Source organism: Oceanisphaera profunda (genome assembly GCF_002157895.1).
Classification (GTDB): Bacteria; Pseudomonadota; Gammaproteobacteria; order Enterobacterales; family Aeromonadaceae; genus Oceanimonas; species Oceanimonas profunda.
The window spans coordinates 1,822,106-1,848,563 of the sequence record NZ_CP021377.1 but is presented as its reverse complement, the minus strand read 5'-3'; the positions used below and the strand labels follow the sequence as shown (position 1 = coordinate 1,848,563).

Below are 26,458 nucleotides of genomic sequence, written 5' to 3'. Positions count from 1 at the left end.
AGGGCGCCCTTAGGCGCCCTTCTATTTAGCTGATATTAGTCGAGATTAATCGCGACCAGAGCGCTTACGCTCGTTTTCAGTCAAACCGCGCTTACGAATACGTAAGTGGTTTGGCGTTACTTCAACCAGCTCATCGTCACCGATGAATTCTAACGACTGCTCAAGGGTCATCTTGATAGGCGTAACCAGGGTCAGTGCTTCATCAGTACCTGATGCACGTACGTTGGTCAGCTGCTTACCCTTAATGCAGTTAACAGTCAGGTCGTTAGCACGGCTGTGAATACCGATTACCATGCCTTCGTACACTTCGGTGGCGTGGTCGATAAACAAACGGCCACGTTCCTGAATGTTAAACAGTGAGTAGGCAGATGCCTTGCCGGTAGCGTTAGAAATCAGTACGCCGTTAGTACGAGCACCGATAGTGCCGCCTTTGTGCGGACCGTAATGATCAAAGCTGTGGTTCATCAAACCAGAACCTGAAGTCAGGGTCATAAACTCGGTTTGAAAACCGATCAAACCGCGGGCTGGGATAATAAAGTCGATGCGCACGCGACCCTTACCGTCTGGCACCATGTTGGTCATTTCGGCTTTACGCTCACCCAGTTTCTCCATGATGGAGCCTTGGCTGACTTCTTCGATATCTACAGTCAGGTTTTCGAACGGTTCCATTTTAACGCCGTTCTCTGTTTTCAAGATTACTTCTGGGCGAGATACTGCCAGCTCGAAGCCTTCACGACGCATGTTTTCGATCAAGATGCCCAAGTGCAGCTCACCACGGCCAGATACGCGGAACTTATCTGGATCTGAACCTTGCTCAACGCGCAGTGCTACGTTGTGTACCAGCTCAGAGTTCAAACGCTCCATGATGTTACGTGAAGTCACGTACTTACCGTCTTTACCCGCAAACGGAGAGTTGTTCACCTGGAAAGTCATGGTTACGGTTGGCTCATCTACCGACAATGGCGGCAAGGCTTCTACAGCGCCCACAGCACATACGGTGTCAGAGATTTTTAACTCGCCCAAACCAGTAATGGCGATGATGTCACCGGCAGTACCTTCAGTGGCTTCGGTACGTTGCAGGCCTAAGTAGCCCATCACTAAGCCGACTTTACCGTTACGCGTCTTGCCATCGGCACCAATAATGGTGACCTGCTGGTTAGGTTTAACGGTACCGCGCTTGATACGACCAATGCCGATAACGCCTACATAAGAGGAGTAATCGATCTGAGAGATCTGCATCTGCAGCGTACCGTCTTGGTTCGCATCAGGTACTGGGACTTGGTCAACGACAGTTTGGAACAGCGTGGTCATGTCTGGCTCTGGCGCGTCCACGTCTAAGGAAGCCCAACCGTTGATGCCAGAAGCATAAATTACTTGGAAGTCCAGCTGATCGTCGGTGGCACCTAAGTTATCGAACAAGTCGAAAATTTGGTCCAATACCCAGTCAGGACGTGCGCCTGGCTTATCAACTTTGTTGATGATAACGATTGGCTTTAGGCCTTGAGCAAACGCTTTTTGGGTTACAAAACGCGTTTGTGGCATTGGGCCTTCTTGGGCGTCAACCAGCAACAATACGGAATCAACCATAGACAGAACACGTTCCACTTCACCACCGAAGTCGGCGTGTCCTGGGGTGTCTACGATGTTGATGCGGTATTCTTGAGCATCGGTAGGAGAAGTCCAACGAATTGCGGTGTTCTTGGCAAGAATGGTAATGCCGCGTTCCCGCTCGATGTCGTTGGAGTCCATGACTCTGTCTTCTGCTTCGCCGCGGCTCTCTAGGGTTCCAGATTGCTGCAACAGCTTGTCTACCAGAGTAGTCTTACCATGGTCAACGTGAGCTATGATTGCGATATTACGTAAATTTTCTAACATTCCTGCCTCAAAATACCGAAAGTGGGTAAAAAATGGTCTGTCATTTTACTCGGCTAGTGCTGATCTACCTAGAAGTATCGAAAATTACTGATCAGCTCGCTTTCCAAGTGACGTCGAATACACCATGATGGGCGGCGCCTAACACAGTGCACTGAGAAGATCCGCTACGCACCAATATGGTGCAGAAATAGCATTAGACTAGCCCCCACTAGGTTTGCTAATCCAAGCTACTCAACAGCGTAATGACAAATATTGGGTGTTAATATCTGACTATTTGCTCTTATAAAACCCGTGCTGGGCTTTATATAATAAGCTTTGACAATGTGGCATAGATTTCGCTTGTTCAGTGTATAAGCAACGTTTAAATCGTGCTAAGCACTGAATTAGGCCATATTTTTTGGCCGTAGCTTCGTTTATAGCTGGCAACGGATCATGAGTCGATTCTACCCATGGTCCACCATAAGATGATTATTTTTGGAGGTCGAAATCCATGTCAATAGACACTGTAATGGACATGATAAAGGAACACGATGTTAAATTCATCGATTTACGCTTTACCGACATCAAAGGTAAGGAACAGCATATCAGCTTTCCGGTCGGTCAGGTAAACGACGATTTCTTTGAAGAAGGAAAAATGTTCGATGGTTCCTCTATGGCAGCATGGAAAACCATTCATGAGTCAGACATGGTTTTAATGCCCGACCCACACTCCGCGGTCATGGACCCTTTTACCGATGATGCCACGCTAATTATCCGTTGCGACATTCTTGAACCCGGCACCATGCTCGGCTACGACCGCGACCCGCGCTCTATTGCCCGTCGCGCCGAAGAATATCTTACTGCCTCAGGCATCGCCGATACGGTATTAATTGGCCCAGAGCCAGAATTTTTCTTATTCGATGACGTGCGTTTTCATACCGATATGTCTGGCAGCTTCTTTAAAGTTGACGACATTGAAGCTAAATGGAACTCAGGCACAGAATACGCGGGCGGCAATAAAGGCCATAGACCCGGCGTGAAAGGCGGTTACTTCCCAGTGGCGCCTATCGACTCATCTCAAGATATTCGCTCAGCCATGTGCTTAGTGATGGAAGAAATGGGTTTAGTGGTGGAAGCACATCACCATGAAGTAGCCACCGCCGGCCAGAACGAAATTGCCTGTAAATTTAATAGCCTGACGCTAAAAGCCGATGAAATTCAAATTTACAAATACGTCGTGCATAACGTGGCTCACGCCTTTAATAAAACCGCCACCTTTATGCCTAAGCCATTAGTGGGCGATAACGGCTCTGGCATGCACGTGCATCAGTCGTTGGCCAAAAACGGCGTCAACCTGTTTGCTGGCGATATGTATGGCGGCTTATCAGAAATGGCCTTGTTCTATATCGGCGGCATCATTAAACATGCTCGCGCGCTGAACGCCATTACCAACCCGTCTACTAACTCCTACCGACGCTTGGTGCCCGGCTTTGAAGCCCCAGTCATGCTGGCTTACTCGGCCCGTAACCGCTCAGCATCGATTCGTATTCCGTTGGTGAACTCGCCAAAAGCACGCCGCATCGAGACTCGCTTCCCAGATCCGGCCGCCAACCCTTACTTGTGCTTTGCCGCACTATTAATGGCAGGCTTAGACGGCATTCAAAACAAGATCCATCCGGGCGATGCCATGGATAAAGACTTGTATGACTTGCCACCAGAAGAAGCGGCGGAAATTCCAACCGTAGCCACCTCTCTGGACAATGCATTGGATTGCTTGAACGAAGACCGAGAGTTCTTAACCCGTGGCGGCGTATTCAGCGATGAGTTCTTGGATGCCTACGTTAAACTGAAGCGCAGTGAGGCCCAGACCATTAACATGGCCGTGCACCCGCTGGAATATGATCTTTACTATTCAGTGTGATGTGTAAGGGGTGAGGCGGGAGGGGTAAACCACAACCGTCAGCCCTTATGCTGCAGCCAATAAAAACCCCGAGCCAAAAGCTCGGGGTTTTTTATTTGTTGAACGCTATCTGCGTTCGGCTTCGATTTTCTTTGGCCTAGACTGATCAAAAAATACCAAACCGTGCCGAATAAATTGGCACCTACAAAAGATAGGTACTTTGTAGCCGCTCGTCTCTTTAGTAAAGAGGACTTCGGCGGTCCTGCGCAGCAGGATAGATTTTTCTTTCTCTAATCGCTGACAGCTTACGGCTGCCCGGAGGGCATGATTACATACCGCGTCGAGGGAAACAGGTTCAAAAACTTGTGTACCAAATACACGCAACATAGGGTGACTAAGATGGCGAGGGTCATCGAGCTCATGCGGTATAAGGCGCTGTACACCAAGTCGTGCTCTGGCGAGATATATTGGCCGAACAAGATGCCCGTGGTGGTGAGTCCAGCAAAGCCGATACCTGATACACCTTCTTTAACGTGCCAGCGGGCAAACACCATGGCGCACAGCCAAAACGATAGGCTAAGCAGCACCAGATTATGATAATGACTGTATAAGAATACCTGTGTTAATAAGCCCAGTGCGCAGCCTAATAAGGTCCCAATGCAGCGCATGCGCCCAGACTCCACCGCCCCCATAAAGCTCATTGGGAAGAGTATTAATACCGTCGCCACTTGCGCCGACAGCGAGTCTACTAAGTCCACCGATTGAAAAACGGTAAAGCTTAAGGTGGCCACAATGGCGCCGAGCAAAGCCTGATGGCGGATCACGTTATTGCTCTTAGCCGGTGCCGCCCGCATCACCAGTGGCTCTTTATTGGGCAAGAAGGCGTAGCCAATATAAGCCAGAGCCACCGACAATACCGAAGCCGTAATGTTCATGGTGGCCATGTCGGTGAGACTAAAGTGCTCATAACTGGAAAAATGCAGCATGATGCTTAAACTGACGCAGCCTGAGGCACCAAATAACATCAGTGGGCCTTTGGCCATCAATAAAAAACGACCTAAAAACAGACAAAATACCACCACGGTAAAGGCCGGTGGCCAGTGATGCAGCAGGCTGGGCAAGATCATGATTTCCAGCGAGGTCAGCAAAGAAGATGCAACAAACTGCAGCGCGATAAAGCGATTTAACACCGGTATCATGCCTAACAGCAACATAGGATAAACGGTAAAAAATACGCCAAAGTTCCAGTTCAGCAGCTTACTAATTAATAAGCCGGTGGCACTGGCAAAGGCGACGCGCAAGCAGATGCGTAGCTTATCTTGGGTTAATTCCATCACTGACTCTCCGCTAAGCGCTTAAGTTTTGCTGCACAAAACCGGCCGGCTAAAGCGGCCTCTACAAAATCAGTGTGATGTTGTTGGTTTTGGAATTTAATGCTCACGCTTAACTCTTGTTTAATAAAGGTAACGCAATACGCTGACCACGCGCGCTTGCATCACGGCCAAAACATTAAAAATGGGATTATCAATCGGATATAACTGCACGGTGGCTTTAGCGCCGGTGGCCAGTTCTGGCCAAGCTTCGTCCAGTTCGATATTGGCGCGCAGCCGTTGCGCATCACGCACCCAGCGATCCGAACTCACGGTTTGTGCCAATAAGCCATCTGCCGATTCTTGGCCTTCACGCACCCCGCTTTCAATACTGAGCACATGCCCCTTAAATACTTGGCCGGGCAGTGCATCAAAAATAACATCCGCAGGGGTGCCAGCTTTCACATGACGCAGGCTTTTTTCTCGTAAATCCGCGCTCACCCAGCCTTGATCAGAGATCAGCGCCATTAAAGGTTGACCGGCAGTGGCATGCTGGCCTTGGCGTAACTGCAAGTTACCGATGCGTCCGGGCGTTTCTGCGCGTACTTGCGTACGATCCAAGTCAACGCGCGCTTGACTCAAAGCCACTTCAGCTTGTTGTACCATGATGCTGGCCACCGCCTGCCCCTGCTCCACTTCTTGCAGTCGTGCTCTGGACACGGCGCTGGTCTCTCGCGCTAAGCTAACTTTGGTGTTGGCCTGCTCAAGTTGTTGCTTTGACATATGCCCTAACTTAAATAAACGCGCAATCCGCGCCGCTTCACGGCCCTGCTCTTTGGCTTGTAGCTCAGTTTGATGCAGCTCAGCTTTAATTTCGGCAAGACCAGACTGAGCCTTTTGCTGCTCAGATTTGGCTTGGGCCAGCGCTAATTCACTGCGCTTAACCGCTAAGGCATAATCACTGTCGTCCAGTGAAAACAACACCTGACCCGGCTCCACTTCCTGATTATTCAGCACATGCACTTGGTTTACTTGGCCAGATACCCGTGACGATACGGGTATCACGTAGCGCTGAATGCGCGCTTCTGTGGTCATAGGTAGATAATTATCGGCTATCACAAAATAGCCAAACAGCACAAAAAATGCGCTTAATGCGATTTTTACCCAACGGCTAAAACTTTGTTCTGGTGTCATTCGTACCTCAATTAGCCTTTGTGATTTGTTAGCCGGTGCAGGTTGTCATTAATATGCTCGACCATACGGGTGAACTCTTTAATTTCTTGTGTGCTTAAGCCCGCTAATACCTGTGCTCGGGTGTCATCCAGTACTCGATCCATTTCCGTCACCAGCTCGCTGGCGGCATCCGTTAAATGCACGGTTTTACCGCGTCTGTCATTTTCACAGGGGCGACGCTCTACCAAGCTTAAGCTCTCTAAGCCATCGAGGGTGCGTACTAACGAAGGGCTTTCTACGCCCACCAAGCGCGCCAGCTGATGCTGCTGCATACCATCTTCATATTTTAGATGACTCAGGGTAATCCAGCGGCTTTGGGTAAGACCTAATGGCTTCAATCGTTCATCATTTACCCAGCGCCACTGGCGTACTAAGCAAGAAAGCGTCATGCCTAAAGTTTTCATCACCACCTCCAAACTAGTTAGCATGCTAATTATATTCCTGCTATCCATATCAGACAAACTTTTATTTACTGTTTTAATATGCGGTTTCAACATGCCGCCGTGTCAGGCAACCTGTTAAATGTAGCGACTTGTATCTACTGATTTCAGTCACCCTTGATTCAGCACCCGCTAATGTCTGTAATACCCAAGCGACAGCGCTCGCTGATCCGCGCTAGAATGGCGCACCAAACTGGTGCAATACTCTAGACGCCACCTTCGCTGAGGACTAACAAGAGTGCTGAAAATACGCTTATGGCCATAATGTCAGATCATCCTTCCAGTAACCTATCATCCGCATTAACGCTAGAAAGCAGAGCCCTGTTAGACAATCTGCTCACGGGGGTGTTAGTGGTGGACGCTCAATTGCAGGTGCTGTTCGCTAATACCGCCGCCGAACAATTGCTGCCGCTAAGTAAACGTCGCTTACAAGGTGGGGCTGTGTATCTGCATGATGAGGACGCGGCCTTAGATATGTCGCTGGATTTAGCGCGTATTCGTCACTGCATTAGTCTTGAACAAGGTTTTACTGACAGCGAAGTACAACTCACCATTGAAGGCCTTTCCCGCTGGGTAGAGGTGAGTGTTACACCCTTGCCGGCGGCTGTTCTTTGCTCGCCCGCTGTTGATAAACCTTCAGCCGATCATCCAATCCCAGAACAGGTCGCTCGGCCTGCCTTGAGCCAAGGCTTAGCGCTGGTTGAAATTCATCTGATCGATCAGCAAAAAAAAATCAGCCAAGAATTGCAGCAACGCACCCAACAACAAGTGGCCCGCGAGCTAGTGCGCGGGCTAGCTCATGAAATAAAAAACCCACTCGGCGGCTTGCGGGGCGCGGCGCAATTATTAGAACGTGAATTAGAACAAGAGCTAGGCCGTGGGGACCTTAAAGAATTTACCCAGCTGATCATCGCGCAGGCGGATCGCTTATCTAACTTAGTTGACCGACTATTAGGCCCACAGCGTATGGGGCAGCGCCAAGCAGTAAATCTGCACGCAGTATTAGAGCGAGTGCGCCAATTAGTGGCCCTAGAATTACCCGCCGCCATCACCTTAGTCCGCGATTATGATCCCAGCATTCCCGAGCTCGAAGTCGAGCCAGAGCAGCTGGAGCAAGCGCTGCTGAATATAGTGCGCAACGCCGCTCAAGCATTAACTGAGCAAGCCGAGTTTTCTACTGGGCAAATTTTGTTGAAAACCCGCACCGCGCATCAGGTCATGCTACAAGGTCAGCGCTATCGACTGGCCGCCACCATTCACATTATTGATAACGGCCCTGGCATCGCAGAGATATTGCGCGATACCTTGTTCTACCCCATGGTGACGGGGCGCCAAGGCGGTACTGGCTTAGGGTTATCGCTGGCTCAAGATATTATTCAGCAACATAATGGCCGTATCGAAAGTCACAGTCGGCCCGGCCATACGGAATTTATTATTTATCTGCCACTGAAGCACTAATTTAGACACTCATTTAGGCAAGAAGAGAACTCATGACAGCACAAGTGTGGATAGTAGATGACGACAGCGCCATTCGTTGGGTATTAGAGCGCGCCATGGCTAGCGCCAATCTGAGCTACCAAAGCTTTAGCGATGGCCACAGCTTATTAGCCGCCCTTGAACAGGCCGTATTCAAACAAGCGCTACCGCAAGTGGTGGTGTCTGATATTCGGATGCCTGAATTGGACGGCTTGGCGCTATTAACGCGCATTCATCAGCAAGTGCCAGCCTTACCGGTGATCATCATGACCGCCCATTCGGACTTAGACAGCGCGGTACAGGCTTATCAACATGGCGCCTTTGAATACCTGCCCAAGCCCTTTGATATCGACCATGCGCTGACCTTAGTAAATAGAGCCATCACTCATGGCCAAGAGCAGCAGGCACCCAGTGCTGCGCAAACCATAAGCCGCACACCGCAAATCATTGGCGAAGCTCCGGCCATGCAAGCGGTGTTTCGGGCCATAGGTCGGCTGGCCCGCTCTTCAATTGCGGTGTTAATCAATGGCCAAAGCGGTACCGGTAAAGAGCTGGTGGCCAAGGCGTTGCACAAGCACAGCCCGCGGGCCAAGCAGCCTTTTATTGCGCTGAATATGGCGGCGATTCCTAAAGATTTGATTGAATCAGAATTATTCGGCCATGAAAAAGGTGCCTTTACCGGTGCCAATAGTATTCGCCAAGGGCGCTTTGAGCAGGCCAACGGCGGCACCTTGTTTCTCGATGAAATTGGCGACATGCCATTAGAAGTTCAAACTCGGCTGCTGCGCGTACTGGCGGACGGCCAATTTTATCGGGTCGGCGGCCAGCAAGCACTGACCGTCGATGTGCGCATTATTGCCGCTACCCATCAAGACTTAGAGCTCAAAGTCAGTGCTGGGGGTTTTAGAGAGGACTTATTTCATCGACTGAATGTGATCCGCATCTTGATGCCCGCACTCTTTGAGCGCGCGCAAGATATTCCGCAGTTAGCCGCACACTTTTTAGCCCAAGCCGCCAATGAGCTGAGCGTGGAAGCAAAGAGTCTGCATCCCGATACAAAAGCGTATCTGCAAACGCTACCTTGGCCCGGTAACGTGCGCCAATTAGAAAACGTCTGCCGTTGGCTAACGGTGATGGCCTCAGGCCAAGAAGTGCTGATCGGCGACTTGCCCGAAGAATTACAAGCCAGCGCAGCGTCTGTATTGCCAGCCGGCATTCAGAGCGACAGTCAGGCCAGCACTCAATCCGGTGCACAAGCCGCACCGCAAATCAGCCAAGTCCCCGATTGGCGCTTACACTTACAGCTGTGGGCCGAGCAAGAATTTAGTCAAGGCCGAGAGGGATTGTTAACTGACGTATTACCAGAAGTGGAGCAAATATTGCTAGATTGCGCGCTTGCTCATAGCCAAGGCCATAAGCAAGCCGCCGCCAAACTACTAGGCTGGGGTCGCAACACGCTGACGCGCAAATTGAATGTGAAGGGTGAGGAGTAAAGAGTGAGGTGCAAAAACTCGGATCTTCAACATCAGCTACTCCTCACGCCTTACCATTCACCCCTCACCCAGATCTAAGGAGCGCCACTATGATTGACGACCGCTTGCCGTTATTGGATTTGCATCGGCATTTAGACGGTAATATTCGCCCAAATACCATCTTAGAGCTGGGCCAACACTTTAAGATGCAGCTGCCCGCCAATACGCTGGCGGGCCTGCGCCCTCATGTGCAGGTGCAAGATAATGCACCGGATTTAGTTTCGTTTCTGGCCAAGCTCGACTGGGGCGTGAAAGTGTTAGGCAATTACGATGCCTGCCGGCGGGTAGCCTATGAAAATATCGAAGACTTAAGCCAGGCCGGCATTCATTATGCGGAGCTGCGCTTTAGCCCAGGTTATATGGCCATGCATCACGATCTAGACTCACAAGGGGTAGTAGAAGCCGTGCTCGATGGCGTAGCGGCGGGCAGTCGTGACTTTGGTATTCCCGTAAACTTAATCGGTATTATGAGCCGCACCTTTGGCCAAGCCGCTTGTGAGCAAGAGCTGGCAGCCTGCTTGGCCTATAAAGACAGATTAGTGGCAATAGACTTAGCCGGCGATGAGTTGGGTTTTCCCGGAGAGTTATTCGTGGCGCATTTTAAGCGAGTGCGCGATGCGGGTCTGCGCGTAACAGTGCATGCCGGCGAAGCCGCTGGCAGCAGCAGTATTTGGCAAGCCATTAAAGAACTGGGTGCTGAGCGCATCGGCCACGGCGTAAACGCCATAGAGGATGAAGCTTTGCTCGATTATTTAGCTGAGCACAATATCAGCATAGAATCTTGCCTCACCTCTAATCTGCAAACCAGTACCGTGTCAGATTTAAGCGCCCATCCCATTCATACCTTTTTAGCCCGCGATATTAGAGTCTGTTTAAATACCGACGACCCCGCAGTGCACGGCATAGAGTTGCGCCATGAATACAGCACCGCCGCTAACGCCGCCGGCTTAACCCCCGCACACCTTCGCCGCTGCCAAGAAAATGCCCTCGCGATGGCGTTTATGAGTGCCGAGCAAAGAGCTAAATTAGCGCCAAGCTAAAAAACGCCATACGCCGTCCGCTTTATGCCCTCCGCTAGCGCTAACCAAAAAACCTATCTTGCTCCGCAAGAGCTGCAGCTAAAGCGCAGGACTACAGAGTACGGTGGTTATTTTTTATTTTGCCGTCTTCCTGATGAAAATCAGGATCTTGGTTGTGGATTTAGGGCTAAGTGCGAGATACCGGGGCCGTCATGCTGAACTTGATTCAGTACCAGTATGACGGCACAAACAAAAACACCGAGTTTTGAGCTCGGTGTTTTTGTTTAAGCTTGGTGCTCGGCGCTGCCGTTAAATCACTCTCGAAAATTGCTGCATTCTGGCTTGGCGGCGTAGATGTACGTCAAAGCACATGCAGATATTGCGGATCAATAGCTCGCCCTTGAGCGTCACTTTAATGCCGGTGTCGCTGAGCGTGACCAATTCATCGTCGATAAAAGTTTGCAGCAAAACTAAATCGTCAGCGAAGTAATCGGTAAACTTGATGTGGTACGCGGCCTCTAACGGTGCAAATTCCAGCTCGAAGTTACAAATCAGGGTTTTGATTAAATCCCGGCGCAAACAGTCATCTTCATTTAAGGCATAACCCACAGTTTGCGCATGGCCGAGCGCATCCAGCTGGCCGTAATATTCTTTTATGTCTTTTTTATTCTGTGAGTAGGCATCACCAATCATGCTGATCGCCGACACCCCTAAACCTAATAAATCACAGTCGCCTTGAGTGGTGTAGCCCTGAAAGTTACGGTGCAATTTACCTTCGCGCTGGGCGATGGCGAGGCTGTCATCGGGCAGCGCAAAGTGATCCATGCCAATAAACTGATAACCTTCTGCGGTTAAAAAGTTAATGCTTTGCTCAAGCATCAATAATTTATTAGCAGGAGTGGGCATGTCCGCCTCATTCAATTTGCGCTGGGCAGCAAAGCGGCTCGGAATATGGGCGTAGTTAAACACTGATAAGCGAGCGGGTTTGAGCGCCACTATTTCTTTTAAGGTGTGTTGAAAGCTTTGAGGGGTTTGCAGCGGCAAGCCGTAGATTAAGTCGAGGTTAGTGGAGCGAAAGCCTAACTCGGCGGCGCGCAGCACCAGCGCCTTGATAAAGTCGTTATCTTGGTCGCGGTTGACCATTTGCTGCACCGCTTTATTAAAATCTTGTACGCCTAAACTGATGCGATTAAAGCCCACCTCTTTGAGCACATCTAATAAGCTCAGCTCAATTTTACGCGGGTCGATTTCGATGCTGTATTCGCCTTGCTCGGCAAAGTTGAAATGCTCGCGTAACAGGCTATTTAAGCGGCGAATTTGCGGCTCAGTTAAAAAGGTAGGAGTACCACCGCCCCAGTGCAATTGGGTCACGGTTCGATCAGCAAACAAGGGCGCTAGACGCTTAATCTCTAGCTCTAAGTAGTCGAGATAAGGGTCGGCTTTGCTCTGGTGGCGAGTAATAACTTTATTGCAGCCGCAGTAATAGCAGAGCTTATGACAAAACGGAATATGCACATATAAAGATAAGGGGCGATCAGGATAACGGCCGGCGGCCACTTCCAGCTCGGGCATGCCAAAGTCGCTATTAAACTCCAGCGCCGTGGGATATGAGGTATAACGCGGCCCAGAGTAATTATATTTTTCGATCAGCGCCTGATCCCAAGCAATTTGTGCGGTCATCAACTCTCCCCGGCTTACGCGCCGGGCAGTGTTAGCCCCGACAGCTGCTTTGCCTCAGTTTTAATTTGTGCTGCCAGCTCTAATTCAAAACCGGCGCGTTGTATATCTAGGCGCATAATTTCATTGCGCTTATAATTTTTTCGAGCCTCATGCGTAGGCATGTCTTTTACTTTCTCATACAGCTCATACAGGGCTGGATATTCCCGCTCAAAATCGCGTGGCTGGCTAAACTGCAGCGCATTCAGCAGGTTAGTTAAACGAATCGCGCCTTCCGACTCATTACATTGCTCTTGGCTTACGGCCAGCGCTATGGTGTTAATGCTTTCTAGAATGCGCTCATTACGCGCACTCACGGCTTGAGTTTGGCGCAAGGTTTGTGACTTCACCTGTGCCAGTAACTTGCCCGCATAAATACCCAAGGCCAAGATGATAACGCCGCCCACAAGGGCGGCAATTAACCAAACAGAGATCATGACTTATCTTCCTTATCCTCATATTGCGCAGGATCAAACTCTGCATCCATAAAACGTGACCATAAGTCATCGCCTTCCTCGGACTCTTCATCTTCGTCGTCCAGCAAACCCAGTTGCTCAAGCAGCTGCTGATGGCGGGCAAGTCTTTTATCCAACCAGCTGGCATCGGCTTTATTGAGCTTCTTACCGGCATCTACTTGATCCAACAAACCATTTAAACGGTCGTCGTTCTCGAGTTGTTCTAATTCTTGCTCTGGCGTTAGCTCGGGCGTGAGTTCTGCCTCGTCTATCACCTCTATTTTGGCGATATCATGCTTGGCTGCGGCTTTCTGCTCGGCCTTGGCGGCTTTTTTAGCAGCTGCGGCTTGTAGCTGAGCAGCCGTTGGCTCGTTAGTCACACCTAAGGCCACCGGTTTTTTCGAACCGTGTCGTGGATCTTTTGGCGTCTGCTGCTCATTTGCCTGAGATTTTAGCTCTGGCACATTTTGGCGTGAACCGGCAGCTAAACCTTTACGTCCGGCCTTGCGCTGGCGCTCTTTACTTTGCTCTGCTGTTTCCCGCTTATCTTTACGGGCTACCACGGCACCCGGGCTACGGGTTTTTTTCATGCGTGTCATATCGACTCCGGTATATACAAAAATTTTTACAGCGATATCGATCAATTCGATATCCTGCTATTCGATAGCTAGCCCCTCTGAGCGGCTACGCCAAGCACTGAGTCTTGGCAAAATTCGCGGCAGTGAGAACTGGTATTTTGTGCCAATGAGCGTTGCTCACCAGCCTGTTTGGTCATCAAATCAGCCCGCGGCCAAGGTGCAGTAAAAGACCGCCAGTGCCCTGTCTAGCTATATATGCCAGGCTGAGCATGCATTGTTAATGTGTCTGGTTAATATAGTACAGAACCTATGCTGCTTTTTTACCTTCATCCTCAGCTAATCGTCAGGATCGACAAAAATTAAGGCAAAGCCGGTGTCGCTTTAGATCAGCGCAAGCGGCATCCTGCCAAAATAAAGGCGGTTCAGAATGAGAGCAAAGGAGGCAGTTCAGGTCGTGCCACAGGGCAGACATGGAGGAAACCAGAGCAAGCTGGGGGCACTTGGCCCCCAACACTGAGTATTAACGCAGACCAGATACGTATTTAGACAAAATTTCTATGTCTTGATCGGTCAACTTGGCCGCTATACTGCGCATCATACCGTTCGGGTCGTTGTTACGCTCACCACTGCGAAACAGATGTAACTGCTCGGCAATGTACTTAGGGTGCTGGCCAGATAAGCTAGGAAACTTAGCGGCTTCTAAGCCTTCGCCCCGTGGGCCGTGACAAGCGATACAGGCGGTAACGCCGCGCTCGATATCACCACCTTGGTACAAAGCTGCTCCCTGCTCGATAACATCTTCAGGAGCTGCGTTTGGCGTAATGGCTTGGCTGGCGAAGTAAGCAGACAAGTCTGCTACGTCTTCTTCAGACAAAGGCATGGCCATGCCGCCCATGATGGCGTTGGCGCGACCTTCACCACCGGTGGCCGCAGCCTTGTACTCAACTAATTGCTTAGCTAAGTAAGAGGCATGCTGACCCGATAATTTAGGGTACATGTCGATGGGGCTGTTGCCATCAGGGCCATGACAAGCAGCACAAGTAGCTGACTTGGCTTTACCTGCTTCTACGTCGCCCTGAGCTTGGGCGACACCAACCACTCCGAGCATTAAGGCTAGCGTGAAAACAATTTTTTTCATGACGTTGCGACTTCTCGTTGTAAGAGCTTCCAGATCACATACCGACAAGGGCATGTTACAATGCGATTCAAAAAACGACACCATTCTACAATTATTTTGCAAGAAAGTAAGCAAAGCGGCACCAGAACCCAGAGGAATTCATATTGGATAACAAACAGATAAGTTTTAACAGCGCCCGCTTTATTACTAGTGCGCCTGATATTACACAAATGCCCGCCGATACCGGCGTAGAAATTGCCTTTGCTGGCCGTTCAAATGCAGGTAAATCATCTGCCTTAAACACGATTACCCAGCAGAAAAGTCTGGCGCGCATCAGTAAAACGCCCGGTCGTACTCAGCTGATTAACGTGTTTGAGCTCAGCCCAGGCAAACGTTTAATCGACTTACCCGGCTATGGCTACGCCAAAGTACCACAAGAAATGAAGCTAAAATGGCAGGCTGCTTTGTCTGTTTACTTACAAAAACGCGACAGCCTTAAAGGTTTAGTAGTGCTGATGGATATTCGCCACCCTCTAAAAGACATAGACGTACAATTATTAGAGTGGGCCTCTGAGAGTAATTTACCGGTACTGGCGCTGCTCACCAAGAGCGACAAACTCAAGCCCGGCCCACGCAACTCAGAAGTATTACGCGTACGCCAAGCGGTAAAAGAATTTGGTGGCGATATTCGCGTCGAATCTTTTAGCTCACTGAAAGGTTTAGGTGTAGACCGCGCCAAAGAAGTGCTGCACGCTTGGTTGAATGAAGATAATGCCGTTGAAGCAGAGTAATATCTGTTCAATCCATCCACCTTTTATCAGGCAATAATATGCATATAACTAGAACGCAATTTGTGGCTGATGCCATCAGACGTCAAATTCTACAAGGTGTGATAAAAGGTGGAGCGGCATTGCGCCAAGATGCCCTAGCCAAAGAGTTTAACGTAAGTCGGATTCCAGTACGCGAGGCGCTGTTAACGCTAGAGGCGGAAGGGTTAGTTGAGTTTGAAGCTCATAAAGGCGCTTATGCTACTGAGCTATCTGCGCCAAAAATTCTAGAGCTATTTGAGCTACGAGTATTACTAGAGTGCCATATTTTAGCGGCCGCTATTCCTAAGCTAACGACAGAACAGTTAGATGATGCCCAAGAGCTACTGATCAAACTGGATCATCTATTAGATACGTCTAGCCAAATCGACCATTGGAGCGATCATAACTTCGCTTTTCATCGTGCTTTATATGAAGCTGCCGATAAGCCGGAAACCATGGCGCTCATCACTCATCTTAATACTCAGTCCGATCGTTATGTGCGTATTCATTTGTTACATGCAGCGGGAGTACAGAAAGCCGAAGCAGAGCATGGCGAATTATTAGCGCTATGCCGTACAGGTGACATCACCGCAGCTTGCGATTTGCTACGCCGCCATATTTTGTTCGCAGCCGACGATATCGTAGGCCTACTACATCAACAACAGCAACAAGATTGCTGATTATATTGGAAGTCTAATGCGACTTGATCGATTTCTATCTGAAGCCACAGGCCTGACTCGCTCTGTTGCCAAAAAAGCCTTACACAGGGGCGACGTCACGGTAGATGGCATCGTCGTTAAGAATAGTAGCCAGCAAATCGACGGCCAAGAAGTGCGTATAGAAGGCCGCCTATTAGGTGAGCCCAAACCGCGTTACGTGCTATTGCACAAGCCGGCGGGTTATATCAGTTCCACTCAAGATGAGGACCATCCTTGTGTGCTCCAGCTATTACCGCCGGAATTATGCCGAGGTATCCAGTGTGCAGGCCGCTTAGACGTGGACACCACCGGGGCCTTGTTGCTCACCGACGATGGCCAATGGTCTCACCGTTTACGTGCGCCTAAGCATGGCTGTAAAAAAGTCTATCAAGTGGACTTAGCCGAGCCATTAGCTATAGACGTGGCAACGCAGTTTGCCGAGGGCATTATGCTGCACGGCGAAGACAAGCTCACTTTGCCGGCAAAGCTTGAAATTATTACCCCCACCCGCGTGCTACTGACCATACAAGAAGGTAAGTATCATCAGGTGAAGCGTATGTTTGCCGCAGTCGGTAACTTTGTGGTGGGGCTGCACCGCCTGCAAGTAGGCGAGATAGTGCTGGATGACAGCCTAGAGCCAGGACAATGGCGGCACTTGACGCCAGAAGAAGTCTCAAGCATCAAATAAAAACAGCGCCTTTAAGGCGCTGTTTTTATTCACAAGACTTAAATATTTAATTCGCTATCAAACTCGGTAAGTAGGTTGCTACAGCCGGAAAAATAACGACCACTAATAGTACTAACAGTTGCAAGATGACGAAGGGCACCACGCCTTTATACATATCACGATAAGTCATATCAGCTGGTGCGATTGACTTAAGATAGAAAATTGAAGGTGCCATGGGTGGCGTCAGATAGGAAGTCTGTATGACCACCATAAACATCACGGCGAACCAGATTGGGTCTATACCGGCCGTTTTTATAAGGGGCGTAAAAATAGGCACAAAAATCAACACAATCGAGATCCAGTCCAACACGAACCCCGCCAAGAAAATCACCGCCATCAGGATAAAAGTAAGTTGATAAATACCGATATCCAGACGACTAATAACATCGACTATCATCCAACCGCCACCGGACACCGCAAAGATACTGGTGAACATAGTACCGCCCACCACAATCATCATGATCATGGCGGTGATCTGTATGGTGGTTTTCAATGCACCGTAAAAACTCGGCCAAGACAGCTCTCTAAACACTAAGGCAATCAGTGCTGCACCTGCGGCGCCAACCGCTGCCGCCTCTGTCGGTGATGCGATACCCATTAGCAGAGAACCCAGTACCGAGCAGATCAACAACAGCGGGGGCAAAATAGCCTTGGAAGTAATCAGTAGCTTTTCTGACAATGGTACTGGCTGTTCCAGTATCACCGCCGGGCCTAAGTCTTTCTTAAAATAACAGGCGCCAACAATATAGATCATGAAGAAGGCAACCATCATTAAGCCCGGGATCAAACTGGCCGCAAATAATTGGCCAATAGACAACTGAGCCATGGAGGCGTAAACCACCACTACAATAGAAGGAGGAATGATGGTGCCGAGTGAGCCACCAGCACAAACCGTACCCGCCATTAGTCCCTTGCTGTATTTATACTTAGCCATAGCAGGCAAAGCCATCATACCCACCACGATTTCCACCGCACCGACGACACCGGAAGCCGCGGCAAAAATGGCACACATGACTATGGTAGATAGCGCTAAACCGCCTGGCAGACGGCCAAACCACAGCTGTAAAGCCTGAAATAACCTTAACGCCAGTCCCGTCTTCTCTAGAATGGCCCCCATTAATATGAATAATGGAATAGAGGCTAGGGTAAAGTTAGAGGCGGTATGTAATATGGCACCATAAAGCTGATTAAACAGCATATCGCCAAAGGTAAAAAAACCGAAAATTACCGAGGTCACAATAAGAGACAGCGCCACAGGAATTCCGAGAAAAACAAATATAAACAGGAGGATAAACATCCACAGTGGAATTAACTCAATCATGTGCAACCTCATCCTTTATTACTGATTCACCCGGCGTCTTGGTGCCCAACAAATACCTGAACCCATCAATATATACTTGTATGGAGAGTGAAATTAAGCCCACTGCAATAGCACCATAGAAAGGCCAAATCAAGGGTGCCCAAGGGCTGACACTTTCAACTTCTCCAGTTACCCACGCACTCATTGTTTTTTCTACAGCTACAAAACTTAACAATATAAATGTTGGACCAACCATAAAAAAGTAGAAAAACAAGTTTATTATTTGTTGGCGACGCAAGGAAAGCTTAGCTGAAAGAAAATCAATTCTTACATGCGCTTCCACCTTGAGAGAGTATCCACTGGCTAGAAGAAATAAAGAACCATTAAGCATGTAAGATATGTCAAATGACCATAATGTCGGCATATCGAAAACATAACGAGAAATCACTTCATATAAAATGGAGACCACTAGCATCACGACCATAGCCATCGACACTTTTGCTAAAAAATCAGATACGAATTCTAGGCGAAACAAAAGTCTATTCATAACTCATATCCTATTAATAAGTGACACCGTTAGGCGTCATTTATCATATTAAATATGTTTAAGTTACAAGTAATGAAAAGCCAGCCCGCATAGGCCGCCAGCTTTCCACCTTGCGTCAGAGAGTTATCGGGTAAGCAACTCAGTCTCTTACTAATACGGAAGAGTTTCTCGCCCAACGCTCTTGGTATGCTAAATAATCCTTAAGTAATGTCTGCATATGCGGATTACCTTTTGCTGACTGTTCACTCGCCCTCTCTTGCATCCATTGGTGGCCGAACCCTCTTATCTGTGCGATGACATCCTTATCCAAAGTAATCACCTCGATGCCATATTCCTTATATTTATCCATGGCTTTCATATCTTCATGAGCAAAATGAAGATATGACTCCATGGTAGTAAGGCGAGCGGCATCTTCGATACGATTTTGTAACTCCGGAGACAGTGCATCCCAGCGTTCTTTTTTCATAAAGAACTCCCATACGAAAGTGGGCTGATGAATACCAGGCGTAATAATATAAGGAGCCACCTCATGAAATCCTTCCATGATGTTTGAACCAGGAGTGGCCCACTCCACGGCATCTACGCCCTTGCGCTGCAGCAAAGTATATATTTCTCCCGGAGGCACTACAGTAGGAACGCCATGCAGATAGTTTTTTAATACGCCAGCCCAAGCTCCCGATGTGCGATATTTGAGGTTTTCAAAATCGGCAATGCTATGAATCGGCTTATTGGCGTGAGCCAGAATTTCCGAGGTACCCAGCCCGACAATCATAGTGTGCAGGCCCATGGTTTCCTGTCGGTATTGTTGTAGGCTTTCTAGCCCGCCTCCCTCATATAGCCAAGTGATCGTGGCCTCAGGCGACATGCCACCGGGAAAACCGGCAAAAATAGCATTGGTTGGATCCTGATTAACAAGATAAGAGGAGGTAGAATGTCCTGCTTCTACAATACCATCCTGAACCGCTTCATATACCTGAAAGGCAGGTACGACTACACCAGCACCAAAGGTCCTTAATTTCAATTCACCTTCTGAATAAACTGCTAAATGATCATTGAATCGTTTTAGAAAATTATTGTAGAAAAAAGACCCTTCAGGGACAGATGTCGGAACTTTCCACGTTACTTCTTTTGCTGCTATCATCGGTGCCATAAAAATAGCACAAGCTGTGATTACGGCACTATAGGTATTAGCTAGTTTCATTTCATATCCTTTTGAAAAGTATTTTCTTTTCTCTCGTCATGAAAAAAGAATGGCAAGCGTCATAAGCAGAAGATTAAGTATCTTTTACTTTTATTAAAATGGCGTCATCCATTAAGATGACGCCATATTATTAACTATTCATTTAGGCTTGGTTATACCAGATAGTTTTCTTCTGTAGATATTGTTCCATTGCCTCTAGACCATTATCTTTGCCGCCAAAGCCAGACTGACCATAGCCGCCAAAAGGAGTGGTAATGTCTCCTTCACTAAAGCAGTTGATGGAAACCGTGCCCGCTTTCAGCGCGCGAGAGACTCGATGAGCTCGTCCGATATGACTGGTATAGAGAGAGGCTGCTAGACCATATTGAGTATTATTGGCCAATGCTATTGCCTCTTCCTCGCTAGAGAATTCGGTTACCGCCAGTACGGGTCCGAATACCTCGTCTTGGAACAGGGTCATGTCGGGACTGACTTCATCGAAAATGGTGGGCTCCACGAAGTGGCCAGCACCCAAGGCGGGAGTATTGCCGCCGTAACGCAGCCGAGCACCCTGCTCTTTAGCCTGCTCGACCATGGCTTTTACTTTATTGAAGTGAACCGGCTCTACCATGGGGCCAATCATGGTGGCCGCTTCTTTGGGATCTCCCACAGTCCAACTCTCTAGGCGAGAACACAGCTTATCCAGCAACGCCTCTTTAATGCCCTTCTGAACCAGTAAGCGAGATCCGCAGCTGCAGTTTTCACCCATGTTCCAGAAGGCTGCCGCTAATACATCGTCAACGATGGAGTCTAAATCTTCTACGTCATCGAATACCAGCTGCGGGCTCTTACCGCCGCACTCCAGCACGATCTCTTTTAGGTTACTTTGTGCCGAATACTGCAGGAACAAACGACCCACTTCAGTGGAACCTGTGAAGGACACCATATCGACATCTGGATGTAGCCCCAGCGGCATGCCGGTTTGCTCGCCCAGACCCGTAACCAGCTGCAAAGCACCTTCAGGGATCCCTGCCTGATGGGCCAGCTTCACCATGCGCCAGGCGCTAAGTGATGTTTGCTCAGCCGGCTTAACAATCACAGAGTTACCGGTGACCAAAGCTGGGCCCACCTTCCAGGCAAACATCATGGCCGGAAAGTTCCAAGGCAACACGGCGGCGACCACACCGATGGGCTCATTGACGACCAAGCCTAGAATGTCATCGCTCGTTGGCGCCACCTTACCAAACACCTTGTCTACCGCTTCCGCATACCAAGCGAGAGTATTGATGGTTTCCGGAATATCCGTTTTCAGACATTCGCTGATCGGCTTACCGCCATCCACACAATCGAGCGCCGCTAGCTCTTCCTGATGTTGCTCTAGTAACGCCACCCAAGCTTGCATGCGTTGCTTACGCTCAACCGGCGCCAATTTACGCCATTCGCCTTGCTCGAAACTCGCCCGAGCGGCCGCGACCGCCAAGTTAACCTGCTCTTCAGTACAGGCTTCAACCTGACCGATAACTGATTCATCAAAGGGATCCCGCGCTTCCAGTGTCTGATTACCTGGCGTATAGCCAACGATAATGGCATCAGCACGCAACTCACCCTGCTTTGCCTTAGCAAACACGTTTTCAATTTGTACCGACATGCTTAATCTCCTTATTTCAGGGCCTGAGCCAACAGCGTTAAAAATCCATCTTCATCCTGCTTGCTCACCGGAGACAAAGGCGCCCTGACTGGACCCACTGGATAACCGATATGGCCACAGCCCAGCTTAGACTTTTGGTTATAACCACCGGATTCCATGTTCTGTAGTACCGGAAGAATGCGGGCCATGATGCTTCTCACCTGCTGCCAATCATCAGCCTTGGCCGCTTCAATCATATTGACGTGATCAGCAGCTAAGTAATTAGCGCCACCGCCAATCCAAGAGCGGGAGCCCCAAAACAGGTAATCAGCGCCCTGATCATCTGAGCCACAGACCACTTCAAAGTCTTTCAGGCCCATGTTGAGCAGCGTCACCGCTCGGGTAAAGTCGCCGCTACTTTCCTTGATACCAACGATATTGGGATCCTTGGCCAATACTTTGATGGCATCGAGACTGATTTCCACCCCAGAACGCGCCGGAAAGTTATACATAATAATGGGCATGCCCGCTTCGCGGCTCACAGTCTGGTAATGCGTAATGATTTCATCCTGCTCTGGCAGGCAATAGATGGGCGGAGCCAGCATCAGAGCCTGATAACCCAGTTCCTTGGCCTCCAACGCCTTAGCGATAGAACCTGCAGAATGGGTGTCGTTAACACCGGCTATCAGTAACGCCTTGTCTCCTACTTCCTGGGCAATAAAGGCCATCAGCTCGCGACGCTCAGTTTGACTCAGTGCGTAATACTCACCGGTAGTACCACAAGCCACAATGCCGCTGACACCCACACTTAACTGATGGGCCAACAACGCCGCCAGTGCTGGATAATCGATATGACCGTCTTGATTGAACGGAGTAACCACGGGAACCATTACACCTTGAATTTTCATTATCTATTTCCTTATCGTGATAATGGGCCTGAGCACAGGCCCGAAAAAGTTACGTTATGAAGATATTTTAGCCAGAGCCAGACTCTCTTCGGGGTCGTTAATCGTCACTGTGCTGTCAGCACCAGTGCGCCAAATTGCAATATTGCAGTAGCCATAAATCAGCGAGATGATCAGCACCAGAAAATGGAACCACAAGAAAGGCAGATAGCTGAGGGTACCCACCCCTAACGTGGCCGCCATAAAGACACCGCCGTCAGACCAAGGCACCATGGGCGTGGTGATGGTGCCACCCGCCTCGGCATTGCGAGATAAAACCCGACGGTCGATACCCTGCTTGTCATAGTTTTTCTCGGTGATGGTACTGGCAGTAATCAGTGATACATAAGCTGCGCCACCGAAGAAGTTGCCAAAGAAGCCACCCAACAGCGTTGATAAGGTCAGCCGGCCCGCATTATCTGCCCAAGACAGAAAGCCATTACTGATAACGGTCAATACGCCAATCCGCTCCATCAAGCCACCCAACCCAAGTGCAAACAGCACCAGAGCGATGACACTAAACATGGACTCGATACCGCCTCGGTTCAGCAGGGTGTTAAGAAAATCCACTTCTGAGACCATGGAGTTACCAAAGTAGGCAGTATTAACAGCATCTAACGCCGCCACATCCTGAAACCACACCGCACAAATGATGCCCATCACAGCGCCAAAACTGATGACCGGAATGGATGGCTTGCGCATCGCTAGCAGCGTAATGGTGACCAATGTCGGTAATAGCAGATACCAGCTGATGTTGAACTGCTCGGCGAGCGCCACCATGGCCGCATCCGCGCGACTAGTATCGGCGGCACCGTCGACATAGAAATAACCCACACCCAAAAATAACAAGCTGGCAATCAGGGCGGCCGGCGCACTGACGTAGAGCATTGATTTGATGTGATCAATCAAGTCCACTCGGCAAAGCGATGCCGTCATTACTGTGGTATCAGACAGCGGGGATAACTTGTCACCCACATAGGCGCCAGATATAACGGCCCCCGCGACCAGCGGCATGGGGATGCCAAAGCTATGACCAATGCCCATCATGGCGATACCTGCAGTGCCTGCGGTACCAAACGAGGTGCCGGTCGCCAACGAGGTCAGGGCACAAATGATAAAAGCCGCAAATAGAAAGATGCTGGGGCTCATCACCGAGAGGCCGTAGTAGATGATGCTCGGCACTATGCCACCGGCAATCCAGGTACCGATTAGGGCGCCAACGGTGATAAGCACCAACACAGCTTCCATGCCGTTGTGGATCCCTCCCAATAAGCCTTTTTGAATAACGTCATATTTAAGCCCTAAACGAATACCTAGGCCGATAACCAAAAACCACGACACCAGTAGTGCCAATTGAATGGGTAAGGACCACACATTTAAAAACAAATACATGACGCCAATAAAGGCCGCGAGTAACCCCAGCACCTCAATGCTGCTGGGTAGGCGAATAGCATTCGCCGGAGTTGACTGCTTAATATCCATATACGTTCTCCCTGTTGTGACGCGTCCGATCAGCTTTATGATCCGGGCAGACAAACACTGTTATTGAAAGTATGCGAGGGTGGTAGTTGCCCGAACCGCGCTAAGCGGAAGGGAGTTATATCGAGCTCAGGCGGTGTTCCTGACACTAGGCTCAACATGAGTTGGGCAGTGACGGCAGCTTGCGTCAGCCCTAAATGATGGTGACCAAAGGCCAGCAACAGCCGCCCTTGGGGGCCGACGCGGTCAATCACCGGTAAAGAGTCGGGTAAAGAAGGACGGCAGCCCATCCAAGGAGTGGCATCTTTTATATCTAAGGGCTGAGAAAACAGCGCATCTGCGTGGCGTACTAGCCCCTGTGCTCGTCGATAATCAGGAGCCCGCTCTAGGCCAGCAAATTCGACGGTTCCTGCCAAACGTAGCCCTGCTTCCATAGGAGTCATAATGAACTTTCGCTCCAGTGAGCTGACCGCCATCGGTAGGCGATGAGTCTCACTCGGTAACATCAAGTGGTAGCCTCGCTCCGTATCCAGAGGGACTTTGATACCCGCCAGCTCCTTAACCAGAGGCGCAGACCAAGCACCGGAAGCAACCAGCACCCGCTTGGCGAATAACTTGCCTTTGCTGGTATTCAGCTCAATGCCATTATCCAAACAACGTCCGCCATGAACCTCTGCCTGTAATTGTTCCATGCCTGCGGCAATGGCCTGTTTAAACAACTTCACCACCAACTGGTAGGGGTCGATAACATGCGCCGTATCGGGGAAAAACAGGCCCCCTTTTATTTTTGGGGTTAGACCACTGACCTGCTGATGCAGATGCTGTCCCGGCCAAGACTCGGCTGTTACGCCCAACGCCTCCAATACCCGCTGATGCTGATACAGATCGTCAAAGGCCGACTCACTTTCACAGACCAGCAAAGAACCATCCGCCTTTAGCAATTTGCTCAACCCCGCTTGCTGTAACAATTTTTGCCAGGCCGACAGGCTTGCCTCATTAAGCAAACGCAATCCGGCACTGCTATTACGCTGAGCTTGAGGACGCATATTGGCTACCAGCTTCAGCAGCCAAGGAGCAATCTGGGGTAGGTAACGCCAATCCAAGCGCAAGGGCCCCTGAGGATCCAGCAGCATGCGCGGTAACTGTCGCAATATAGCGGGGGAGGCCAACGGCAATACCTGTTCGGTGGCGATATGACCGGCATTACCAAACGAAGCGCCCTGCCCAATGTCATCCTTTTCCAGCAGCAATACCTTGTAACCTTTTTGGATCAGCTGCCAGGCGCAGGTAACGCCGATAATTCCACCACCAATGACCACTAAATCGTGATTCAGGTCTTGCATCTGAGTATCCCTTCATCAAATCGCTTGATTGTATAAAGTATACAATTTATACCTAGATGCCAGAGATTATAGTTAATGAGTTGTAAAATCATGATCTAGATCTCACAAGTCGATATGTTCATAAGGAGACGTAAGAATGCGCGAAGGGACTTTTTTTTGCATAGATGCCCACACTTGTGGCAACCCTGTAAGGCTGGTTGCGGGGGGTTACCCTGCGTTACAAGGCATTAACATGAGCGAGAAGCGGCAGGATTTTTTGGCTCATCACGACTGGATCCGCCAAGCATTGATGTTTGAGCCCCGAGGACACTCCATGATGTCCGGCTCAATTCTTTATCCACCTTGCAGCGAACAGGCTGATGCATCCGTGCTGTTTATCGAAACCAGTGGCTGCCTGCCTATGTGTGGCCACGGCACCATAGGCACAGTGACTAGCGCAATAGAGCACGGGCTAATTAGGCCAAAAACACCGGGCAAGCTGATCCTGGACGTGCCGGCGGGGCAAATCCGTATCGACTATGAACAAAAGGGTGACAAGGTAGAAAGGGTGCGCATCTATAACGTAGCCAGCTATCTGGCACATAAAGATGTGACCATAGAGGTGGAGGGATTAGGGGAGCTGACTGTTGATGTATCCTATGGCGGTAATTACTACACCATTATCGATCCTCAGGCTAACTTTCCTGGGTTGGAGTCATTTAATGCCGATCAGGTATTACATTATTCACCTAAGGTGCGGGAAGCCATTAATAAAGTCGTTGATTGTGTGCACCCATTAGACCCAACTGTGCGGGGCGCCAGTCATGTGATGTGGACCGGCCAGCCGACCCAGCCGGGTGCTCATGCGCGCAATGCGGTGTTTTACGGTGACCGCGCCATCGATCGCTCCCCTTGTGGTACCGGTACCAGCGCTCGTATGGCGCAATGGTTCGCCAGAGGCCGACTAGGAGTAGGTGAGGAATTTGTGCATGAAAGCATTATCGGCAGTCTATTCGTCGGCCGAATAGAAAGCGAAGCTCAGGTCGGGGATTACCCGGCCATCATGCCCAGCGTGCAGGGCTGGGCTCAGGTCACTGGGCACAACACTATCTGGGTAGACAGTGAAGACCCTTATGCCTATGGCTTCGAAGTAAAATAATAAAATGAATTAGGTCGCTCAGCCCACCACAGGCCT

General features: G+C 49.7%; 23 protein-coding genes. 8 read left to right on the top strand and 15 right to left on the bottom strand.

The features are described from left to right. Positions 1–45 precede the first annotated feature (45 nt). Positions 46–1,875, bottom strand: coding sequence for a translational GTPase TypA (gene typA, locus CBP31_RS07985; protein ID WP_087036142.1), 1,830 nt, complete (start codon positions 1,873–1,875; stop codon positions 46–48). 490 nt (positions 1,876–2,365) lie between these two features. Here typA and glnA point away from each other — a divergent pair, with 490 nt between their 5' ends. Then, positions 2,366–3,775 (top strand): glutamate--ammonia ligase, encoded by a 1,410-nt coding sequence (glnA, locus tag CBP31_RS07980; protein ID WP_087036140.1) that lies wholly within the window; start codon positions 2,366–2,368, stop codon positions 3,773–3,775. A gap of 284 nt (positions 3,776–4,059) precedes the next feature. On the opposite strand, the gene CBP31_RS07975 is transcribed toward glnA, so the two are convergent. The 3 genes from CBP31_RS07975 to slyA all read right to left on the bottom strand — a co-directional run bounded on the left by CBP31_RS07975 (position 4,060) and on the right by slyA (position 6,725). Continuing rightward, a complete protein-coding gene (locus CBP31_RS07975) occupies positions 4,060–5,088 on the bottom strand; it encodes a DUF2955 domain-containing protein (protein ID WP_087036138.1) in 1,029 nt (342 codons plus the stop codon). Positions 5,089–5,208: 120 nt separating this feature from the next. Further along, entirely contained in the window at positions 5,209–6,258 is a 1,050-nt protein-coding gene (locus CBP31_RS07970) for an HlyD family secretion protein (protein ID WP_087036136.1), read from the bottom strand. An 11-nt stretch (positions 6,259–6,269) separates the two neighbouring features. Beyond that, positions 6,270–6,725, bottom strand: a complete 456-nt coding sequence (gene slyA / locus CBP31_RS07965; RefSeq protein WP_227874970.1) for a transcriptional regulator SlyA — start codon at positions 6,723–6,725, stop codon at positions 6,270–6,272. Between the two features lie 276 nt (positions 6,726–7,001). Between slyA and glnL the strand changes: the two genes are divergently transcribed. The 3 genes from glnL to add all read left to right on the top strand — a co-directional run bounded on the left by glnL (position 7,002) and on the right by add (position 10,785). Continuing rightward, entirely contained in the window at positions 7,002–8,195 is a 1,194-nt protein-coding gene (glnL, locus tag CBP31_RS07960) for a nitrogen regulation protein NR(II) (protein ID WP_087038671.1), read from the top strand. Positions 8,196–8,227: 32 nt separating this feature from the next. Further along, positions 8,228–9,706, top strand: a complete 1,479-nt coding sequence (gene glnG, locus CBP31_RS07955; RefSeq protein ID WP_087036134.1) for a nitrogen regulation protein NR(I) — start codon at positions 8,228–8,230, stop codon at positions 9,704–9,706. Positions 9,707–9,795: 89 nt separating this feature from the next. Next, a complete protein-coding gene (add, locus tag CBP31_RS07950) occupies positions 9,796–10,785 on the top strand; it encodes an adenosine deaminase (RefSeq protein WP_087036132.1) in 990 nt (329 codons plus the stop codon). Between the two features lie 288 nt (positions 10,786–11,073). On the opposite strand, the gene hemN is transcribed toward add, so the two are convergent. From hemN to CBP31_RS07930, 4 genes are all read right to left on the bottom strand, one after another. Continuing rightward, complete coding sequence (hemN, locus tag CBP31_RS07945) at positions 11,074–12,444, bottom strand: oxygen-independent coproporphyrinogen III oxidase (protein WP_407668737.1); 1,371 nt, start codon at positions 12,442–12,444, stop codon at positions 11,074–11,076. Positions 12,445–12,458: 14 nt separating this feature from the next. Then, positions 12,459–12,917: a DUF2489 domain-containing protein gene (locus tag CBP31_RS07940; RefSeq protein WP_087036127.1), complete on the bottom strand. Its 459-nt coding sequence runs from the start codon at positions 12,915–12,917 to the stop codon at positions 12,459–12,461. Next, entirely contained in the window at positions 12,914–13,534 is a 621-nt protein-coding gene (gene yihI / locus CBP31_RS07935) for a Der GTPase-activating protein YihI (protein ID WP_087036124.1), read from the bottom strand. Before yihI ends, CBP31_RS07940 begins: the two co-directional genes overlap by 4 nt. A 499-nt stretch (positions 13,535–14,033) precedes the next feature. Beyond that, complete coding sequence (locus CBP31_RS07930; protein WP_087036122.1) at positions 14,034–14,651, bottom strand: c-type cytochrome; 618 nt, start codon at positions 14,649–14,651, stop codon at positions 14,034–14,036. 143 nt (positions 14,652–14,794) lie between these two features. Between CBP31_RS07930 and yihA the strand changes: the two genes are divergently transcribed. Genes yihA through rsuA form a run of 3 tightly spaced genes read left to right on the top strand, consistent with a single transcriptional unit; the run spans position 14,795 to position 16,825 of the window. Then, complete coding sequence (gene yihA, locus CBP31_RS07925; protein ID WP_087036120.1) at positions 14,795–15,421, top strand: ribosome biogenesis GTP-binding protein YihA/YsxC; 627 nt, start codon at positions 14,795–14,797, stop codon at positions 15,419–15,421. A gap of 38 nt (positions 15,422–15,459) precedes the next feature. Beyond that, positions 15,460–16,119, top strand: a complete 660-nt coding sequence (locus CBP31_RS07920; RefSeq protein ID WP_087036118.1) for a GntR family transcriptional regulator — start codon at positions 15,460–15,462, stop codon at positions 16,117–16,119. A gap of 16 nt (positions 16,120–16,135) precedes the next feature. Continuing rightward, the gene (rsuA, locus tag CBP31_RS07915) at positions 16,136–16,825 is read left to right on the top strand and encodes a 16S rRNA pseudouridine(516) synthase RsuA (protein WP_087036115.1); all 690 of its coding nucleotides are present in this window, start codon (positions 16,136–16,138) and stop codon (positions 16,823–16,825) included. Positions 16,826–16,871: 46 nt separating this feature from the next. On the opposite strand, the gene CBP31_RS07910 is transcribed toward rsuA, so the two are convergent. From CBP31_RS07910 to CBP31_RS07880, 7 genes are all read right to left on the bottom strand, one after another. Continuing rightward, positions 16,872–18,185, bottom strand: coding sequence for a TRAP transporter large permease (locus CBP31_RS07910; protein WP_227874969.1), 1,314 nt, complete (start codon positions 18,183–18,185; stop codon positions 16,872–16,874). Next, complete coding sequence (locus CBP31_RS07905) at positions 18,178–18,711, bottom strand: TRAP transporter small permease subunit (RefSeq protein WP_227874968.1); 534 nt, start codon at positions 18,709–18,711, stop codon at positions 18,178–18,180. The genes CBP31_RS07910 and CBP31_RS07905 overlap by 8 nt, the downstream gene beginning before the upstream one ends. A 139-nt stretch (positions 18,712–18,850) precedes the next feature. Continuing rightward, positions 18,851–19,912, bottom strand: a complete 1,062-nt coding sequence (gene dctP / locus CBP31_RS07900) for a TRAP transporter substrate-binding protein DctP (protein WP_227874967.1) — start codon at positions 19,910–19,912, stop codon at positions 18,851–18,853. A gap of 142 nt (positions 19,913–20,054) precedes the next feature. Next, a complete protein-coding gene (locus CBP31_RS07895) occupies positions 20,055–21,539 on the bottom strand; it encodes an aldehyde dehydrogenase (protein WP_087036112.1) in 1,485 nt (494 codons plus the stop codon). Positions 21,540–21,550: 11 nt separating this feature from the next. Beyond that, complete coding sequence (locus CBP31_RS07890) at positions 21,551–22,426, bottom strand: dihydrodipicolinate synthase family protein (RefSeq protein ID WP_087036108.1); 876 nt, start codon at positions 22,424–22,426, stop codon at positions 21,551–21,553. A gap of 54 nt (positions 22,427–22,480) precedes the next feature. Then, complete coding sequence (gene nhaC, locus CBP31_RS07885) at positions 22,481–23,944, bottom strand: Na+/H+ antiporter NhaC (RefSeq protein ID WP_087036105.1); 1,464 nt, start codon at positions 23,942–23,944, stop codon at positions 22,481–22,483. A gap of 35 nt (positions 23,945–23,979) precedes the next feature. Continuing rightward, positions 23,980–25,284, bottom strand: coding sequence for an NAD(P)/FAD-dependent oxidoreductase (locus tag CBP31_RS07880; protein WP_087036103.1), 1,305 nt, complete (start codon positions 25,282–25,284; stop codon positions 23,980–23,982). Positions 25,285–25,420: 136 nt separating this feature from the next. Here CBP31_RS07880 and CBP31_RS07875 point away from each other — a divergent pair, with 136 nt between their 5' ends. Further along, on the top strand, positions 25,421–26,422 hold the full coding sequence (locus tag CBP31_RS07875) for a 4-hydroxyproline epimerase (protein WP_087036101.1): 1,002 nt from the start codon (positions 25,421–25,423) through the stop codon (positions 26,420–26,422). Positions 26,423–26,458 lie beyond the last annotated feature (36 nt).

Coding starts and splice junctions, on each gene's coding strand:
- glnL (WP_087038671.1), top strand. CDS start 7,002: ATGTCAGATCATCCTTCCAGTAACCTATCATCCGCATTAACGCTAGAA.
- CBP31_RS07895 (WP_087036112.1), bottom strand. CDS start 21,539: ATGTCGGTACAAATTGAAAACGTGTTTGCTAAGGCAAAGCAGGGTGAG.
- CBP31_RS07940 (WP_087036127.1), bottom strand. CDS start 12,917: ATGATCTCTGTTTGGTTAATTGCCGCCCTTGTGGGCGGCGTTATCATC.
- CBP31_RS07890 (WP_087036108.1), bottom strand. CDS start 22,426: ATGAAAATTCAAGGTGTAATGGTTCCCGTGGTTACTCCGTTCAATCAA.
- glnA (WP_087036140.1), top strand. CDS start 2,366: ATGTCAATAGACACTGTAATGGACATGATAAAGGAACACGATGTTAAA.
- add (WP_087036132.1), top strand. CDS start 9,796: ATGATTGACGACCGCTTGCCGTTATTGGATTTGCATCGGCATTTAGAC.
- dctP (WP_227874967.1), bottom strand. CDS start 19,912: ATGAAACTAGCTAATACCTATAGTGCCGTAATCACAGCTTGTGCTATT.
- CBP31_RS07905 (WP_227874968.1), bottom strand. CDS start 18,711: ATGAATAGACTTTTGTTTCGCCTAGAATTCGTATCTGATTTTTTAGCA.
- CBP31_RS07910 (WP_227874969.1), bottom strand. CDS start 18,185: ATGATTGAGTTAATTCCACTGTGGATGTTTATCCTCCTGTTTATATTT.
- CBP31_RS07970 (WP_087036136.1), bottom strand. CDS start 6,258: ATGACACCAGAACAAAGTTTTAGCCGTTGGGTAAAAATCGCATTAAGC.
- glnG (WP_087036134.1), top strand. CDS start 8,228: ATGACAGCACAAGTGTGGATAGTAGATGACGACAGCGCCATTCGTTGG.
- nhaC (WP_087036105.1), bottom strand. CDS start 23,944: ATGGATATTAAGCAGTCAACTCCGGCGAATGCTATTCGCCTACCCAGC.
- typA (WP_087036142.1), bottom strand. CDS start 1,875: ATGTTAGAAAATTTACGTAATATCGCAATCATAGCTCACGTTGACCAT.
- hemN (WP_407668737.1), bottom strand. CDS start 12,444: ATGACCGCACAAATTGCTTGGGATCAGGCGCTGATCGAAAAATATAAT.
- slyA (WP_227874970.1), bottom strand. CDS start 6,725: ATGCTAACTAGTTTGGAGGTGGTGATGAAAACTTTAGGCATGACGCTT.
- CBP31_RS07880 (WP_087036103.1), bottom strand. CDS start 25,284: ATGCAAGACCTGAATCACGATTTAGTGGTCATTGGTGGTGGAATTATC.
- yihI (WP_087036124.1), bottom strand. CDS start 13,534: ATGACACGCATGAAAAAAACCCGTAGCCCGGGTGCCGTGGTAGCCCGT.
- CBP31_RS07920 (WP_087036118.1), top strand. CDS start 15,460: ATGCATATAACTAGAACGCAATTTGTGGCTGATGCCATCAGACGTCAA.
- CBP31_RS07875 (WP_087036101.1), top strand. CDS start 25,421: ATGCGCGAAGGGACTTTTTTTTGCATAGATGCCCACACTTGTGGCAAC.
- CBP31_RS07975 (WP_087036138.1), bottom strand. CDS start 5,088: ATGGAATTAACCCAAGATAAGCTACGCATCTGCTTGCGCGTCGCCTTT.
- CBP31_RS07930 (WP_087036122.1), bottom strand. CDS start 14,651: ATGAAAAAAATTGTTTTCACGCTAGCCTTAATGCTCGGAGTGGTTGGT.
- rsuA (WP_087036115.1), top strand. CDS start 16,136: ATGCGACTTGATCGATTTCTATCTGAAGCCACAGGCCTGACTCGCTCT.